The organism is Listeria aquatica, assembly GCF_014223975.1.
Classification (GTDB): domain Bacteria; phylum Bacillota; class Bacilli; order Lactobacillales; family Listeriaceae; genus Listeria; species Listeria aquatica.
This window is the reverse complement of the sequence record NZ_JAARRM010000001.1, coordinates 806,658-822,213: the sequence shown is the minus strand read 5'-3', so window position 1 is coordinate 822,213 and position 15,556 is coordinate 806,658. Positions and strand designations below refer to the sequence as shown.

At 39.5% G+C, this 15,556-nt stretch carries 17 protein-coding genes; 1 reads left to right on the top strand and 16 read right to left on the bottom strand.

What is annotated here, in order from left to right; genetic code table 11:
* Nucleotides 1–85: 85 nt before the first annotated feature.
* Nucleotides 86–691 carry a hypothetical protein gene (locus HB912_RS04095; protein WP_185372320.1) on the top strand — a complete coding sequence of 202 codons (606 nt, stop codon included), beginning with the start codon at nt 86–88 and terminating at the stop codon, nt 689–691.
* 37 nt (nt 692–728) lie between these two features.
* On the opposite strand, the gene era is transcribed toward HB912_RS04095, so the two are convergent.
* The 16 genes from era to HB912_RS04015 form a co-directional block, all read right to left on the bottom strand.
* Entirely contained in the window at nt 729–1,634 is a 906-nt protein-coding gene (gene era / locus HB912_RS04090) for a GTPase Era (protein WP_185372318.1), read from the bottom strand.
* Nucleotides 1,618–2,028 (bottom strand): cytidine deaminase, encoded by a 411-nt coding sequence (locus HB912_RS04085; RefSeq protein ID WP_185372316.1) that lies wholly within the window; start codon nt 2,026–2,028, stop codon nt 1,618–1,620. The genes era and HB912_RS04085 overlap by 17 nt, the downstream gene beginning before the upstream one ends.
* Before the next feature lie 16 nt (nt 2,029–2,044).
* A complete protein-coding gene (locus HB912_RS04080) occupies nt 2,045–2,443 on the bottom strand; it encodes a diacylglycerol kinase family protein (RefSeq protein WP_185372314.1) in 399 nt (132 codons plus the stop codon).
* Nucleotides 2,421–2,900 carry an rRNA maturation RNase YbeY gene (ybeY, locus tag HB912_RS04075; protein ID WP_185372313.1) on the bottom strand — a complete coding sequence of 160 codons (480 nt, stop codon included), beginning with the start codon at nt 2,898–2,900 and terminating at the stop codon, nt 2,421–2,423. The genes HB912_RS04080 and ybeY overlap by 23 nt, the downstream gene beginning before the upstream one ends.
* Nucleotides 2,900–5,035 (bottom strand): HD family phosphohydrolase, encoded by a 2,136-nt coding sequence (locus HB912_RS04070; RefSeq protein ID WP_221635598.1) that lies wholly within the window; start codon nt 5,033–5,035, stop codon nt 2,900–2,902. Before HB912_RS04070 ends, ybeY begins: the two co-directional genes overlap by 1 nt.
* A 15-nt stretch (nt 5,036–5,050) precedes the next feature.
* On the bottom strand, nt 5,051–6,007 hold the full coding sequence (locus tag HB912_RS04065; protein ID WP_185372312.1) for a PhoH family protein: 957 nt from the start codon (nt 6,005–6,007) through the stop codon (nt 5,051–5,053).
* Nucleotides 6,008–6,154: 147 nt separating this feature from the next.
* The gene (locus tag HB912_RS04060; protein ID WP_036074027.1) at nt 6,155–6,598 is read right to left on the bottom strand and encodes a GatB/YqeY domain-containing protein; all 444 of its coding nucleotides are present in this window, start codon (nt 6,596–6,598) and stop codon (nt 6,155–6,157) included.
* Nucleotides 6,599–6,619: 21 nt separating this feature from the next.
* Complete coding sequence (gene rpsU, locus HB912_RS04055; RefSeq protein WP_036074031.1) at nt 6,620–6,793, bottom strand: 30S ribosomal protein S21; 174 nt, start codon at nt 6,791–6,793, stop codon at nt 6,620–6,622.
* A gap of 189 nt (nt 6,794–6,982) precedes the next feature.
* A complete protein-coding gene (locus tag HB912_RS04050; RefSeq protein ID WP_185372311.1) occupies nt 6,983–7,753 on the bottom strand; it encodes a 16S rRNA (uracil(1498)-N(3))-methyltransferase in 771 nt (256 codons plus the stop codon).
* A gap of 3 nt (nt 7,754–7,756) precedes the next feature.
* Nucleotides 7,757–8,698 (bottom strand): 50S ribosomal protein L11 methyltransferase, encoded by a 942-nt coding sequence (gene prmA / locus HB912_RS04045; RefSeq protein ID WP_185372310.1) that lies wholly within the window; start codon nt 8,696–8,698, stop codon nt 7,757–7,759.
* 69 nt (nt 8,699–8,767) lie between these two features.
* Nucleotides 8,768–9,901 (bottom strand): molecular chaperone DnaJ, encoded by a 1,134-nt coding sequence (gene dnaJ, locus HB912_RS04040; RefSeq protein ID WP_185372309.1) that lies wholly within the window; start codon nt 9,899–9,901, stop codon nt 8,768–8,770.
* A gap of 138 nt (nt 9,902–10,039) precedes the next feature.
* Entirely contained in the window at nt 10,040–11,887 is a 1,848-nt protein-coding gene (dnaK, locus tag HB912_RS04035) for a molecular chaperone DnaK (protein WP_185372308.1), read from the bottom strand.
* A 34-nt stretch (nt 11,888–11,921) separates the two neighbouring features.
* A complete protein-coding gene (grpE, locus tag HB912_RS04030) occupies nt 11,922–12,488 on the bottom strand; it encodes a nucleotide exchange factor GrpE (RefSeq protein WP_185372307.1) in 567 nt (188 codons plus the stop codon).
* A gap of 41 nt (nt 12,489–12,529) precedes the next feature.
* Nucleotides 12,530–13,567: a heat-inducible transcriptional repressor HrcA gene (hrcA, locus tag HB912_RS04025; protein WP_036074037.1), complete on the bottom strand. Its 1,038-nt coding sequence runs from the start codon at nt 13,565–13,567 to the stop codon at nt 12,530–12,532.
* A gap of 146 nt (nt 13,568–13,713) precedes the next feature.
* Nucleotides 13,714–14,871 carry a radical SAM family heme chaperone HemW gene (gene hemW, locus HB912_RS04020; protein WP_185372306.1) on the bottom strand — a complete coding sequence of 386 codons (1,158 nt, stop codon included), beginning with the start codon at nt 14,869–14,871 and terminating at the stop codon, nt 13,714–13,716.
* Between the two features lie 164 nt (nt 14,872–15,035).
* Nucleotides 15,036–15,479: a DUF4064 domain-containing protein gene (locus tag HB912_RS04015; RefSeq protein WP_185372305.1), complete on the bottom strand. Its 444-nt coding sequence runs from the start codon at nt 15,477–15,479 to the stop codon at nt 15,036–15,038.
* Between the last annotated feature and the right edge of the window lie 77 nt (nt 15,480–15,556).

Here is a 15,556-nt window from a genome sequence, read left to right as displayed (position 1 = left end):
TTATAACAGAAAATTTCTTTTTTTATTCCCCTTGTTCGTTAAAAATGATACAATGTCGATATTGAGTGAAAAAGGAGTTTATCAGATGGTTATCATTGGTATTTTAGGTATTATCGCATTTTTTGCATTTGTACTTCTTATCATGGGGATCGTTTTTTTATTTTTAAAGATAAGAAAAGTAACCGCTATCTGGTTTGTAAGTACTGGAGGAGCCATTCTTTTGATCAGTTTGTTTGTCTTTAGTGGTACCTTTCTTTATTACATCAGTCAAGAAACAAGCAACGGAGTTCAAGTAGAAGATTCCACAACTGCATCATCTGAAGATGAATTTTACGAGGACTACGGAGATGAATACGAAGAACTTGAGTTTGGGGCAAAAGGAATTTCAAGTGAAGAAGCAAGCGTACAAGTATCAAAGCCACAGGTTCAAAAATTAGATGAACGGGGTTTAGACAAAGCCTACGAGATTTCAGTGACCATAAAAAATAATAGCTCCGAACCCATCTATATTTCTGCAAAGGACTTCTACCTTTATAATTACGGCAAAGATGACTATCCCAAAGTTTTGAAAAAAGATTACTTCCATGAAAAAATTGAAGTGAGTAAAACAGCATCCTTTAAAATCTATTATAAATACATCGGCAAAGGGGAACTTGAAGTCGAATATGACAATTTAATCTGGCATGAATGAGCCAAAAGACGCGCTTTTTGCGCGTCTTTTTTAATACTCAATACTCATCTTGATCAAAGCCATAGTCCTGAAGATAATGTTCTTTATCCCGCCAATTTTTCTGAACTTTCACCCAAACTTCAAGAAATACTTTAGAGCCGAGTAAAAGTTCAATTTCCTTACGAGCACGCATACCGATTTGTTTTAACATCTGTCCTTGCTTGCCAATAATAATCCCTTTTTGCGTACTACGTTCCACAATAATTGTGGCCATAATCGTTAACTTTTCTGTTTTTGGATTTTTTTCAATTCCTTCAATGACAACAGCAACGGAATGCGGTACTTCTTCACGTGTCAAGCTTAAGACTTGTTCACGAATAAGCTCTGAAATGATAAAGCGCTCCGGATGATCAGTGATTTGATCTTCCGGATAGTACATCGGCCCTTCTTCTAAATGCTCTATGGTTTCCTCAAGCAAATTAGGCACATTGTTTCCTTCAAGTGCGGAAATTGGAATGATTTCTGCAAAATCAAGTTTTTCTTTATAGGTTTCTATTAGTTGGATAAGTTTATCCGGACTGACTAAATCAATTTTATTGATCAATAGAAAAACAGGTGTATCCACTTGTTCCAGTTTTTGAATGATAAATTCATCTCCACGACCAAGCCCAGCATCGGCGTCAATCACAAAATAAATTAAGTCAACTTCTCGGAAAGTATTTAGTGCAACTTTCACCATGAAATCACCCAGTTTATGTTTCGGCTTGTGGATCCCTGGTGTATCAATAAATACTACCTGTGCATCTTCCGTCGTATAAACCCCTTGAATCTTATTCCTCGTAGTTTGCGCTTTGTCGCTCATAATCGCAATTTTTTGTCCGATGATTCGATTCAGTAAGGTTGACTTTCCTACATTTGGTCGACCTACAATTGCAACAAAACCCGATTTAAATATATCGCTCATGATCCATATCCCCCGCCATAAAAGCACCTGGAAGAAGATCAGCTACTGTCACCTCTGCCACGTCACCCTTTAAATTTGTTAAGACCACCGGCATATCCGGTTTGCAAAACTCGCTGATTACTTGCCTGCAAGCTCCACAAGGTGAAACTGGCCCATCAGTATCAGCTACGACAACAAGCTTTGCAAATTCTCGCTGTCCTTCTGAAACAGCTTTAAAAATGGCTGTCCGCTCTGCACAGTTTGATAATCCATAAGAAGCATTTTCAATATTTGCCCCAAGAATCACTTTGTCGTCTTTTGTTACGAGTGCCGCGCCAACAGGAAACTTTGAGTAAGGCACATAAGCAAACTCGCGTGCTTTTTTCGCAAGTTCAATAAAATTAGTTTCTCTCATACTAGGAAACTCCTATCTATAAATGGAATAATTGCCAAAAATAAGGGATAAAAATAGTGAGCCCAATGATGGCCGAAATTGTTGCCATAATCAAAACCGCGCCAGCAGCTGCATCCTTCGCTTTTTTAGCTTCTGGAAGGAATTCGGTTGTGATCGTATCAATCGTCCGTTCGATAGCCGTATTGAGCGTTTCAAGTGCTAAGACAAGACCGATACAAAGCAGTAAAATAAGCCATTCCACCTTGCTTACTTGAAACAAAGTGGCAAAAAGAAGAACCAAAAAAGCTGCCGTCACGTGGATCTTCATGTTTCGTTCTTCTTTTAGCGTGGTCTTAATACCACAAAAAGCATGTTTAAAAGACGCGAGATAACTGCGACTACGTTTATATTTCCTATCGTTTGAGGCCATAAGCATCCAACACTTCTTTTTGCAAACCAAACATTTTTTCTTCGTCTGCTTTTTCCATGTGATCGTACCCAAGCAAGTGTAACAAGCCATGTACGGCAAGAAACCCAAGTTCCCGATCAAATGAATGACCGTAATCTTTCGCCTGCTCATTTGCTCGCTCTGTTGAAATAATGATATCCCCCAAGTTTCTTGGCAGCTGATCTTCTTCAAAAATAATCGGCATCTCATCTTCGCCCAGTTCTTCGAGCGCAAACGAAATAACATCTGTTGCGGCATCTTTTGACCGGTATTCACGATTAATTTCGCGAATTCCGGCATTGTCCATAAATGTAACTGACATTTCTGTTCCTGGATCAAGCTTCAAGTAGCGAGCAGCAAACTCTAAAATATCTGCCACCAACTGCTGTTCTTTTTCTGGAAGTCGTTCTGTCTCATCAATTAAATCAAGCTCAAGTGTCCCCATTAGTTTTCCCCCTTCACTTCATCTGGATACTGAATGCGCTGATGATAGATCCCATTCAGCGTTTGATTCAAGGTTTCGCGAATTTGTTCGATTTCTTTTAAAGAAATGTCACATTCTGAAAACTGTCCATCCAGGATTCGATCACGGATAATCCCGTCAATAATTTGTTTGATTTTTTCTTTCGTCGGATCAACAGCGGCACGCACAGCTGCTTCGACGCTATCTGCAATGTTGATAATTGCAGCTTCTTTTGTTTTTGGTTTCGGACCCGAATACCGAAATTCAGCTTCTTCCGTATCTGGATTTTCTTCTTTTTCTTTCAAATAGAAAAACTTCAGTAAGGTGGTGCCGTGATGTTCAAGTGCAATGTCAATAATTGGTTGCGGCATATGATTTTCTCGCAAAATTTCTGCACCATCCACGGTATGTGCTAAAATGATATCTCGACTTTGCTTAGGCGTCAACCGGTCATGTGGATTAATTCCTTGGAGCTGATTCTCAACAAAATACGGCGGCCGAAGTGTTTTTCCAATATCATGATAAAAGCAACCAACACGGGTGAGCAACCCATTTGCTCCAATTTTATCGGCACACGTTTCCGCCAGATTAGCAACCATCATGCTATGGTGATAAGTTCCAGGTGCACGCATCAAAATCCGTTTCAAAAGTGGATGATTCGGATTAGCAAGCTCTACAAGTCGGCTAGTGGTTAGCACTCCAAATAAAAATTCAAATAACGGAATCAACCCGAGTGCCAAAATAAAAGCTCCGACGCCGCCAGCAAACGCATAAAATATCGATTCAAGAGTGCTTTCACTCCAAATCGTTGAATTATTAATGAGCAGTAAGAAAAATACACAAAGAATATTAAAGGCTCCGACGATCATTCCGGACCTAAAAATCGCAATCCGCCTAGAATAGTCCCGTAGCGAAATAATCGCAGCAAAACCGCTCAGTAAAATAAACGGCGTGATGAGACTGCTCACAACACTTGTTTCATGCGATTGAAAAGCAAACAAACTTGTCACTGAAATAAATAAAAGACCCAAAAAGGCATAACGTTCTCGTAATAATATTTTTAAAATAACCGGAAGAAACGCGGCAGGAAACAAGAACGAAATATTACTCAAATTAGCTGACTCAAGCACCCGAATCACAAAAAGCAATATGAGCGTCAAAACGAAAGCCACTCCAAAGATTAGTAAGGTTTGTTGCCGTTTCTTGCGTGACATTTTCGTTTTGGTTGTAAAGAAATAAAGAATCAAAGCCAGTACTAAAATTAATAGTGCGTAACCAGCGTATTGTTTCACAGGCATTTTTTGATCTAAAAGATTAAGCAACCCAAGTTGGCGATACGTTTCTCGGTCGATAATCTGCCCTTCTTGGACAATGACTTGCCCCTGTAAAATTTTCTCGGGAATAACACTCGCTGCAGCTTCTCGCTTACGGACATTTGTTTCTTTTTTGTTGTAGGTTTCGTTTGGCACAATGGCGTAGGAAACAAGTGTTTTGGCTGCTGATCTAAGAGGAGCTGGAATGCTTGAAAGCTCGATATCATCTCGCGCTTGCACTTTCTTTGTATTTAAATTGGATTCACGGATACTTTCACCCATAACCGTTTCAATTTCATTTGAAAGAGTTTCTTTGGCTGTATTTAAATCTTTAGGGTTGGCATTTAAAAACCGCAATAAAACCTCATCTGAAATACTTGACGTGATTTTTTCGGAAACATTACTCGATAATTTGTCTTTTAGCATTTTTAATTTATCCGAATTTGAAACAGACTCTTTTTTATCCGTTTTTTCTTTTATCTCCCCTTGTACTTCGCTTACATATGCGAAAAAGGAGTTTATTAACGAAACACGATTTTGAGCCGTTTCCCGGTTAAAAGTATAAACATCCTCAACCGATTCTCTTGCTGCCGTTTTTTCCTCATCGGTTTTCTTCGTATCAATCACCGTTTGCGGGGAACGAATAGTGCGATCCGCAACAGAAAATAACTTCGCATTAAAAGATTCAGGTTTGGTCATTTGAATCATCAAAACATAAGAAGCAAGCATCAAAATGACAAGAATAGCGGGAATGATGAATTTTTGTCCATATTTTCCATAAAAATGGTTCCATTTTTGCATCATACAAATCCTGCTCCTTTAGTTTCGTTCATACGCTTTAATGATTTCAGCAACAAGCGGGTGACGCACCACATCGTGATGTTCAAAATAAACAAAGCCAATATTTTTCACATGGTTTAAAACTTGCTCGGCGTTCACAAGCCCGCTTACTGTCCCTTTTGGCAAATCAATTTGTGTCATATCACCGTTTACAATCATTTTTGAATCATAGCCCAAGCGAGTTAAAAACATTTTCATTTGAGCAATCGTTGTATTTTGCGCTTCATCTAAGATAACAAAAGCGTTATCCAAGGTACGGCCACGCATATAAGCAAGCGGAGCGATTTCAATCACACCTCGCTCCATAAGCCGTGTCGTATGTTCAAGCCCCAAAATGTCATAAAGCGCATCATAAACTGGACGCAAATAAGGATCGACTTTTTCTTTTAAATCACCTGGTAAAAAGCCAAGACTTTCCCCTGCTTCTACAGCGGGACGAGTCAAAATGATTTTGCTAACTTTCCCTTTTTTCCATGCATCGATCGCCATAACAACCGCAAGATAAGTCTTCCCCGTTCCAGCTGGACCAATTCCAAACACAATGTCAAAGCGCCGTACCATTTGCATATATTCGCGTTGTCCAAAAGTTTTCGGACGAACGGGTTTCCCGTGAGCATTTTTTGTAATTTCATCTTCAAAAAGCGTGCCAAAATATTCGAGTGTCCCGCCTTTTTCCATTTTCACAGCTTGCGCGACATCCCTACCATCGAGGTGGTTACCATTTTTTAGTGCAGCAAGAAGAGCCGCAATGACATGTTTTGCATGCTTCACATTTTCTTCTTCTCCACTAATTAAAATTTCACCACCACGTGAAACAAGACTCACAGCAAGGCTTTCTTCAAGCACGTTTAAGTGAGCATCTTGATTTCCAAATAAGTCACGCACATCAATGCCTTCATTTAGTTCGATGGTTTCTTTATAGGATCCATTTTGCATTCTCTAACCCCTTTGTCTTTTAACTTCCTTTGTCCTCCCCATTATACACGAAAAGAAGGCAGAATAAAAACCGCATCTACCCGCAAAAAACCAATTTCTCTATTTTTCTTGCATAAAAAAGACTAGCCGAAGCTAGTCTTTAAAGTTTTATGAAAGATACTGTTTTACAAATTTATTCACTGCATTTCCGTCGGCTTTGCCTTTTACTTTTGGCATAATAGCGCCCATGACTTTCCCAAAGTCAGCCTTAGACGTTGCTCCAACTTCTGCAATTGTTGCTTTTACAATCTCTTCAAGCTCATCATCCGAAAGCTGTTTTGGTGAATAATCCTCAACAATCTCGATTTCAGAACGAACTTTTTCAGCTAGATCATCCCTGCCAGCTTTTTCAAACTCAGAAAGAGAATCTCTGCGCTGCTTCATTTCGCGCGCAAGAACAGTGATTTCATCATCAGGGGAAAGCTCTCCACCATGATTGATTGCTTCATTTTGCAAAGCAGATTTTAACATCCGGATAACAGAAAGTTTTTCTTTCTCTTTATCGCGCATAGCTTGCTTCATATCTTCATTTAACTTGTCAAGCAGTGCCAATGAAATCATCGCCTTTAACTATTAGAATTTGCGTTTTCTAGCTGCTTCTGATTTTTTCTTGCGTTTTACGCTTGGCTTTTCATAAAATTCGCGCTTTCTCGATTCTTGCAAAGTTCCGCTTTTAGAAACAGTACGTTTAAAGCGACGAAGAGCATCGTCAAGCGATTCGTTTTTGCGAACTACTGTTTTTGACATCTCTCTTTCCCTCCCTCCGACACTTACGTAGACCCAAAAACTGGATCCATATAAGGCTTCAGAATGCCAACATGCTGTTAGCAGGCTTTTAAAGCTTAACAGAAATAGCATTCACTCATCTAAAATTATAGCGGAAACTCAAAAGTGCGTCAACATGAAATCACTAACTTTATGCATTTTTATTCTAGATTATTCATTTTCACTTTTCCCGCTAAGCTCAAAATAAAACGATGCCGCAGCTAAAAGATATAACGGTGCCGTTTCTGTCCGTAAAATTCTCGGACCCAGTCCAGCGAATCTTGCGTCAAGCTCCCTAAGTTCGGTCACTTCTTGCTCTGAAATTCCGCCTTCTGGACCAAAAACAACAAGCAATCTTGAACCTTTTGGCATTTCCTGAAATACTCGCGCAAGACTTGAGCTTTCACCTTGCTTAGCGCTTTCTTCGTATGCACAAACCACAAAATCAAATGCTTGAATCTCAGACTTAAACAGCGCACTTAAACTAGAATGATAGCGAAGAAGTGGGATTCGTTCCCGGTGTGATTGTTCCGCCGCTTCTTTTGCAATCCGCTCGAGCCGTTCCATTTTTTTATGCACCTTTTTTTCATCCCACTTTGTAACCGACCGTTCTGCTTGAAAAAACAAAAACTGAGCCGCACCTAGTTCAGTTCCTTTTTGCACGATTAAATCAAGCTTATCTCCTTTTGGAAGGCCACTTGCAATAGTTATTTCAACCGGTAGCTCACTAGTTTTTTCTACAAAGCTAGAAACAGCCAGTGTGACTTCATCTTCTAAAATTTCCTGTAAAGTAGCCCGTGCAACCTTTTCATTTGAATCCACAAGCCAAATCTCATCCCCCGTTTTCATCCGCATAACACGAACCATATGATGAAAATCATCACCAGTAATTGAAACAGGCAAGTCCTTCTCCATGACTTGATCAATAAAATAACGTTGCATAGCTTAGTCCTCGCTCCGTTTGGCTATGATTGCCACCCAGTCGCCTTGCTGTCTCGTTTCAAGTACAACAAGAGAAGCTTCAATCAATGCCTCGCGAACCTGTTCAGCTTTATTTTCAATAATCCCAGATGCTATAAAATAACCACCGGGTTTAAGCAACCGGTAAACATCCTGTGGGAAAAGTAAAATGACTTCCGCTAAAATATTCGCGACAATCAAATCTGCTTCTTCTTCAATTTCATTTAACAAATCATTTTGGCGTAACTCGACTTTTGTTTCTACATGATTTTGCTTCACATTTTCTTTCGCCGCTCGAACTGCCACTTCATCCAAATCGAGCGCTAAAACTGACTCTGCTCCAAGTTTGGCGCATAAAATTGCAAGCACCCCAGATCCTGTTCCAACATCAATCACTCGGTCATGTGCCTGTAAAAATTCACTTATTGCCCGCATCGAAAGCTGTGTTGTTGGGTGAGTTCCCGTACCAAAGGCCATCCCTGGATCAAGTTCAATCACGAGTTCGTCTTCTCTTTTCTGATAGTCTTCCCAAGTTGGAGAAACGGTGATCGAGTCTGTAATAGCAACTGGATGATAATACTTTTTCCAAGCTGTTGCCCAGTCATCATCGTTAACATCATTCACAAAAAATTTAAGCTCACCAAGCGGAATATCAAATTTTGCAAGGTCAAATAATGCTTTTTCAAGCTCTGGAATCCCCGCAACAAAGTTCTCCGTTTTTAAAAAATACGCTTTAATAATAACACCATCATCTGGATAATCGTCACGATTTAAAGCATAAATTTCGCCAAATTGATTTTCTCTTTCCTTAAAAAAGTCCGCCACATCTTCAATTGAAACGCCACTTGCTCCGTATTCATTCAATAAATTGGCAATTGGTTCCACTGCGTCGTTTAGTGTATGTACTTCAACTTCTGCCCATTCCATCACGCATAAGCCTCCTCGGATAAAAAAGCGGATGTTGAACAACCTTTTCAACGTCCGCTTTTCATTTTTTTACTCGCCTTTAAAAGCTTTTTTCATTTTATCAAAAAAACCAGCATTCTGTTCATCTACTTTATTCCCTGTAGTGCCAGCAAATTCACGTAAAATTTCTTTTTGTTTTTCATCTAGTTTCTTCGGCACAATGACTTTTACAGCCACATGCTGATCTCCTGTCCCGCTTCCACGTAAATGAGGAACACCTTTACCTCGAAGTCTAAATGTTGTCCCAGTTTGTGTACCAGCAGGGATTTTCAGCCTTACCTTTCCATGGACAGTTGGCACATCAATCTCATCTCCAAGTGCAGCTTGAACAAACGTGAGCGGCACTTCAACAAAAATGTCATCGCCATCGCGCTCATAGAAATCATCTGGTGCAATTACAAAAACGACAAATAAATCACCGTTTGGTCCGCCGTTTATTCCAGCTTCTCCTTCACCGGCAACGCGCATTTGTTGACCGTCATTGACACCTGCAGGAACTTTCAATTTGATTTTCTTCTTCTTAGTTACACGACCAGATCCATGACAAGTTGGGCATTTTTCTTTAATTTCTTTTCCAGTCCCGTGGCAATATGGACAAGTTTGTTTGTTAACAATTCGGCCAAACGGCGTATTTTGTTCCACATTAATGCTTCCTTTACCGTCACAGTGCGAACACTTTTCCGGATGTGTTCCTGGTTTTGCCCCAGAGCCGTGACAAGTCTCACAGTTTTCCTCACGAGGAATTTCAATTTCCGTTTCTGTTCCAAACACAGCTTCCTTAAATTTCAATTGCATCGTATATTGCAAGTCATTTCCTTGGCGCGGTGCATTCGGATCACGCTGTCTTCCGCCGCCTCCGCCAAAGAATGTATCAAAGATATCTTCAAATCCAGAAAAACCACCTGCCGATGAGAAGCCGCCTGCTCCACCACCAAAACCTTGGTTAGGATCAACATGACCATATTGATCATACTGCGCCCGTTTATTTTCATCGCTCAGCACTTCATAAGCTTCTGAGATCTCTTTAAATTTCTCATCCGCACCTTCTTCTTTATTGATATCCGGATGGTATTTTTTCGAAAGTTTCCGGTAGGCTTTTTTTATTTCATCCGCGGTTGCGCTTTTCGAAATACCAAGCACATCATAATAATCACGTTTCGCCATCCGCCATCACTCCTGTTCTTTGTTTTAATCCTAGGGTATTGTACCATAGATAGTTAAATAAATATAGCGCATCTCAGATAAAAAGCCAAAGCCACAGTAGACTTTGACTCTTCATCCGATTTCATGCATTTTAAAAACTTACTTATCTTCTTTTTTATCGTCATCGCTTATTTCTTCAAAATCAGCATCGACAACATCTTCGCTACCATCAGCAGCATTTGCTTCTGGATTTTCACCTTGAGCTTGTTGAGCTGCAGCTGCTTGCTCATAAAGTTTGACAGATAGGCTTTGAACGATTTCATTGAGCGCATCTGATTTTTCTTTAATGGCATCAAAATCTTCACCCTTAAGTGCTTCTTGAAGTTCATCACGTGCTGTTTCAGCTTTCTTCACTTCATCAGCATCAACTTTTCCTTCAAGTTCTTTAAGTGTTTTATCCACAGTGAAGATTAATTGATCCGCATTGTTTCGCGTTTCTACATTTTCTTTGTTCTTCTTATCTTCTTCTGCATTTGCTTCAGCATCTTTAACCATACGATCGATTTCGTCATCTGTTAAACCTGAAGAAGATTTAATAACGATATTTTGTTCTTTACCCGTTCCAAGATCTTTTGCACGAACGGTTACAATCCCATTTTTATCGATATCAAACGAAACTTCAATTTGAGGTACACCACGTGGCGCTGCAGGAATATCAGCTAGTTGGAAGCGACCAAGCGTTTTATTATCTTTCGCCATTGGACGTTCTCCTTGAAGAACGTGAATGTCAACAGCGGGTTGATTGTCAGCAGCCGTCGAGAATACTTGAGATTTCGAAGTTGGAATCGTTGTATTCCGTTCAATTAGAGATGTCATAACGCCACCCATTGTTTCAATTCCAAGCGATAATGGAGTAACGTCAAGTAGAACTACATCTTTAACATCACCAGTGATAACACCGCCTTGAATAGCAGCACCCATCGCTACTACTTCATCGGGGTTTACACCACGATGAGGTTCTTTACCAAGTTCTTTTGTGATCGCTTCTTGAACAGCAGGGATACGAGTAGATCCCCCAACAAGAATCACTTGGTCGATATCACTTGCAGAAAGGCCAGCATCTTTAAGTGCTTGACGAGTTGGTCCTACTGTACGTTCTACAAGATCACTTGTCAATTCATCAAATTTTGCACGAGTTAAGTTAACTTCTAGATGAAGTGGTCCTGCCTCACCAGCAGTAATAAATGGAAGTGAGATTTGTGTGCTCATAACCCCAGAAAGATCTTTTTTCGCTTTTTCTGCTGCATCTTTAAGACGTTGTAGAGCCATCTTGTCTTGCGAAAGATCGATTCCATTTTCTTTTTTAAATTCAGATACGAGATAATCAATGATTTTTTGGTCAAAATCATCCCCACCGAGATGATTATCTCCTGCAGTCGAATGAACTTCAAATACACCGTCGCCAAGTTCAAGAATGGATACGTCAAATGTACCACCACCAAGGTCAAATACGAGAATAGTTTGGTCTTTATCCGTTTTATCCATCCCATAAGCAAGTGCTGCTGCCGTTGGTTCATTGATAATACGTTCTACTTCTAGCCCAGCAATTTTCCCTGCATCTTTTGTTGCTTGGCGCTGTGCATCATTAAAATAAGCAGGAACAGTAATAACTGCTTTATCTACTGTTTCACCTAAATAATCTTCAGCGTAACCCTTTAGATATTGCAAGATAATCGCACTAATTTCTTGAGGAGAATAATCTTTTCCTTCAATTGTTTCTTTATAATCTGTCCCCATGTGACGTTTAATCGAAATCACTGTATTAGGGTTTGTGATTGCTGCACGTTTCGCTACTTCTCCAACTTGTCGTTCACCATTTTTAAAACCGACAACTGACGGTGTTGTGCGTGCACCTTCTGGATTTGGAATAATCTTTGCTTCTCCGCCTTCTAAAACTGCAACAGCAGAGTTTGTTGTTCCTAAGTCGATACCAATAATTTTACTCATAATTCATTTCCTCCTGAAAATTCAAATTCTGTTTTTATTCGTTTACTTTTACCATTGAAGGGCGAATCACCCGATCTTTAATTTTATAACCTTTTTGAAGTTCAGCCGTTATTTCATTGCTTGGCTTCGTTTCATCTTGGTCTTGAATCACTGCTTGGTGGAAGTTTGGATCAAACTGTTCCCCAAGCGCCACAATTGGCTCAATTCCTTCTTTTTGAAGAGCATTTATAATCTGGTTGTGTACCATTTCCATCCCCTTCAAAAGCGCTGCCACTTCCTCACTATCAGAGCTTGTTGCAAGAGCTTTTTCAAAACTATCAAGCGCAGGAAGTAAATCGGTAGCAAGGCTTTCAGAGCGATACTTAATTGCAGCTTCACGATCGAGGATATTTCGTTTTTTCACGTTTTCAAAATCTGCTTGTAAACGTAAATAGCGATTTTCCGCTTCTTCAACTTTTTCTTCTAAGTCAGCAACTTTTTTTACAAGCTCAGCGACTTGATTTTGCTCATCTAATTCTTCAACTGTTTCTTCAGTTTCTTGCGTTGCTTCTTTTTCGATTTCTTCTTCAATTTTAGTTTGCTTATCTTTTGGTTCAGACACAGAAATCACCTCTTAGAAAAACCGTAGTTTTCCAATCCTTTCTATTTTTGGTTATCTCGATATAATTTGGTTAAAACTGATGTCAAATCTTTGCTGAAAACATCGACGAGTCCCATCATTCGAGCATACTCCATTCGTGTTGGACCAAGTAAAACAATCCCGCCAACTCGCTCATCTTCAATATGATAAGTCGCTGTGATGATGCTTAAATCATTCAGCAAGTCATTATTCCATTCACGACCAATTTTCACTTGAATCCCGTCAGGAATATCACGGAACAATTCATGTATTCCCTCTTCTTCTTCAACTAATCGTAAAAAATCGCGAATTTTTGCAACATCATGAAATTCCGGTTGATCTAAGATATTCGTTTTCCCACCAAAATAAATTTTTGAAGGGCTAACGTTACTTAAAGTATCAAACACAATTTCACCAAGGCGTTCCGAGTTTTCAACATGCCAGCTTAGTAGCTCTTGAACTTCAGTCAAAATCCGGTTCGAAAGCTCGTTTAGCGGTACACCGATTAAACGATCATTTAAGATATTAACCGTTCGTTCGATATCTGAAAGGGTTACATCAGTCGGCAAGTTAACTAAATGATTATCAACGTGCCCTTGATCTGTAATCAAAATCAGCATGGCCTGCGAATCACTAATCGGAACAAAACGAAAACCGCTTAATCTGTTTTTCGCTGTTTCTGGTCCGAGAACAATCGACGTGTAATTCGAAAGTTTCGAAAGCATTGAAGCTGAATTTTGAATCAACTGTTCCGCTTCATAATGATCAGCAGCGAAAAGCGAACGAATCAATCTCTTATCTTCTTTCGACAACGCTTTAGGTTGCAACAAATAATCCACGTAGAACCGATAGCCTTTTTCAGAAGGGATACGTCCAGAAGATGAATGCGTCTTCTCAATAAAACCATAATCCTCGAGCACACTCATTTCATTGCGGATCGTCGCCGAACTATATGGCAACTCGCTTTCCTTTATCAAATTCTTTGAACCAACTGGTTGGACGGTCCAAGTGAAATGATCGATGATTGCCCGAAAAATCTGCAATTGCCTTTCCGTCAACAAATCTATCACCTCTTTTTAGCACTCGAATAACTTAAGTGCTAAATACAAGTATAAATTTACCAAACAAATCGGCGCTCGTCAACTGAAAACACTTATTTTCAGACCGAAGACCGACTTGTTTGGTCAAAATTGGTCAACCATGCGATTTATAAGAACTCTCGAAAAACATTATTTCCTAAAAAACGTCCAGCTCTTGTTAATTTTACAAATTCCGTTTTAGAGTCTAGCCAGCCTTTTGCACTTGTTACGGCAATGGCTTGCTCAAAAATGCTTTCTAGTTCATTGTCAAACTTCTCCAAGAAACGTTTTTTATTTACCCCTGAAACTTTTCGTAAGCCTAAAAACATTTCTTCTTCCATTTCTTCCTTTAAAGACAACTCTTTTGTTTGAAAGGTAGGAAGCAAGTTTTGCTTTAGAGGTGCCATATACTGTTTTAGAGGGCCAAAATTGCTGTAGCGCGTATCTTGCAAATACCCATGTGCACCGGCGCCGAATCCAAAATAATGTTCATTGCTCCAGTACACAAGGTTATGACGAGACTCGAAACCAGTTTCAGCAAAGTTACTGATTTCATATTGTTTCTTCCCAGCTTTTTCCATTTCCGACATCAAATAATCATACATGTTCGCTTCAGCATCTTGACCTGGTAAAATCAGCTCGCCTTTTTGCATTAAATTATAAAAAATCGTTTTCGGCTCCACAATAAGTGAGTACGCAGAATAATGTGGCAAATCAAGCGCAAGCGCCTTGCTAAGCGTATCTTTAAAATCCGCTTCCGTTTGCCCAGGTAAGCTAAAAATTAAGTCAATACTTACATTTTCAAGCCCAACCGTTTCAGCATTTCGAATCGACTCATAAACATCCTCTACCGTGTGGATGCGACCAATTTTTTTTAGCAGCTCCTGATTAAAGCTTTGCACCCCCATGCTCAGTCGGTTAACACCGCTATCCTGCATAGCGCGCAATTTTTCAACGGAAAGATCTCCTGGATTTGACTCAAACGTAAATTCCACCTCTTTTGAAAGAGGGAAGATGCGTTGTACAGCTTCACAAAGTTTTTCAATTTGTTTAGGCGTTAGCGTTGTTGGCGTTCCTCCGCCAACAAAAACCGTTTCGATTGTCTCCAGTTCCTTTCCTTCCGTTCTTAGTTCCATTTCACGAATTAAAAGGTCCACATATTCGTCGACTGGTTGTCCTTCCAAAAAAACCTTATTAAAATCGCAATAATAGCAAATATGCTCACAAAATGGAATATGAATATAAACCGCAGTGTTTTTTCTACGGGAATGCTTTATTTCATCCATCACTAAATTCCTTTCTAAAAAAAGATGCGCACAAAGTTCGTGTCGCTTGAGAGATTCACTGCTATTTTAACACAAGCAACAAGTCTTGTATAACACACGAGCGGCTTTATTTCTGATTGTGTTAACCGAAAAAATAAAGCAACCCAAAGAAAAAAGCACCCGTTTTATAAAAACAGTGCTTTCGTCTCTTGAATCCCATCAAAAAGATTCAAAATGATTTTTTCATTGGAAGTCTTCACAAGTGACATAATTCCTGAGATTAAAAATAAAATCCCCGTTATCCACCCGTAACTAAAAATACAAAGTGCACCAATAACAATCAGCGCGATTGACCAGCCTTTGATAGCAGGTGTTCCGTTTTTCATTTTAAAAGCAGCAATAAAACCAAACACGCATGCCGCAATTGCAAGTACTAACGAAAGACCAATGAACCCTGCGCCAAAGGTAATGCCAATTATATCATCACTTGTCATCATCATATGATCCATCGAGCTAGCAGTAGCTGCAAAAAGAATAAGAATCAAAAGCGGCCCAGTTATTAAAATTCCAAGTGCGGCTAAACTCGCTCCAATAATTGTCATTACAAATTCAGGTTTTCGATTATTCATTTTGTATACCTCTTTCTAAGTGTCATACACACATTATATCGGAATGAAGTTATTTTGAATAGTAGAAACCAGTAAAT

Coding starts and splice junctions, on each gene's coding strand:
- era (WP_185372318.1), bottom strand. CDS start 1,634: ATGAGCGATATATTTAAATCGGGTTTTGTTGCAATTGTAGGTCGACCA.
- dnaJ (WP_185372309.1), bottom strand. CDS start 9,901: ATGGCGAAACGTGATTATTATGATGTGCTTGGTATTTCGAAAAGCGCA.
- hemW (WP_185372306.1), bottom strand. CDS start 14,871: ATGGATGAAATAAAGCATTCCCGTAGAAAAAACACTGCGGTTTATATT.
- HB912_RS04070 (WP_221635598.1), bottom strand. CDS start 5,035: ATGATGCAAAAATGGAACCATTTTTATGGAAAATATGGACAAAAATTC.
- HB912_RS04050 (WP_185372311.1), bottom strand. CDS start 7,753: ATGCAACGTTATTTTATTGATCAAGTCATGGAGAAGGACTTGCCTGTT.
- HB912_RS04085 (WP_185372316.1), bottom strand. CDS start 2,028: ATGAGAGAAACTAATTTTATTGAACTTGCGAAAAAAGCACGCGAGTTT.
- HB912_RS04015 (WP_185372305.1), bottom strand. CDS start 15,479: ATGAATAATCGAAAACCTGAATTTGTAATGACAATTATTGGAGCGAGT.
- rpsU (WP_036074031.1), bottom strand. CDS start 6,793: ATGTCAAAAACAGTAGTTCGCAAAAACGAATCGCTTGACGATGCTCTT.
- HB912_RS04095 (WP_185372320.1), top strand. CDS start 86: ATGGTTATCATTGGTATTTTAGGTATTATCGCATTTTTTGCATTTGTA.
- prmA (WP_185372310.1), bottom strand. CDS start 8,698: ATGGAATGGGCAGAAGTTGAAGTACATACACTAAACGACGCAGTGGAA.
- ybeY (WP_185372313.1), bottom strand. CDS start 2,900: ATGGGGACACTTGAGCTTGATTTAATTGATGAGACAGAACGACTTCCA.
- HB912_RS04080 (WP_185372314.1), bottom strand. CDS start 2,443: ATGCTTATGGCCTCAAACGATAGGAAATATAAACGTAGTCGCAGTTAT.
- HB912_RS04065 (WP_185372312.1), bottom strand. CDS start 6,007: ATGCAAAATGGATCCTATAAAGAAACCATCGAACTAAATGAAGGCATT.
- dnaK (WP_185372308.1), bottom strand. CDS start 11,887: ATGAGTAAAATTATTGGTATCGACTTAGGAACAACAAACTCTGCTGTT.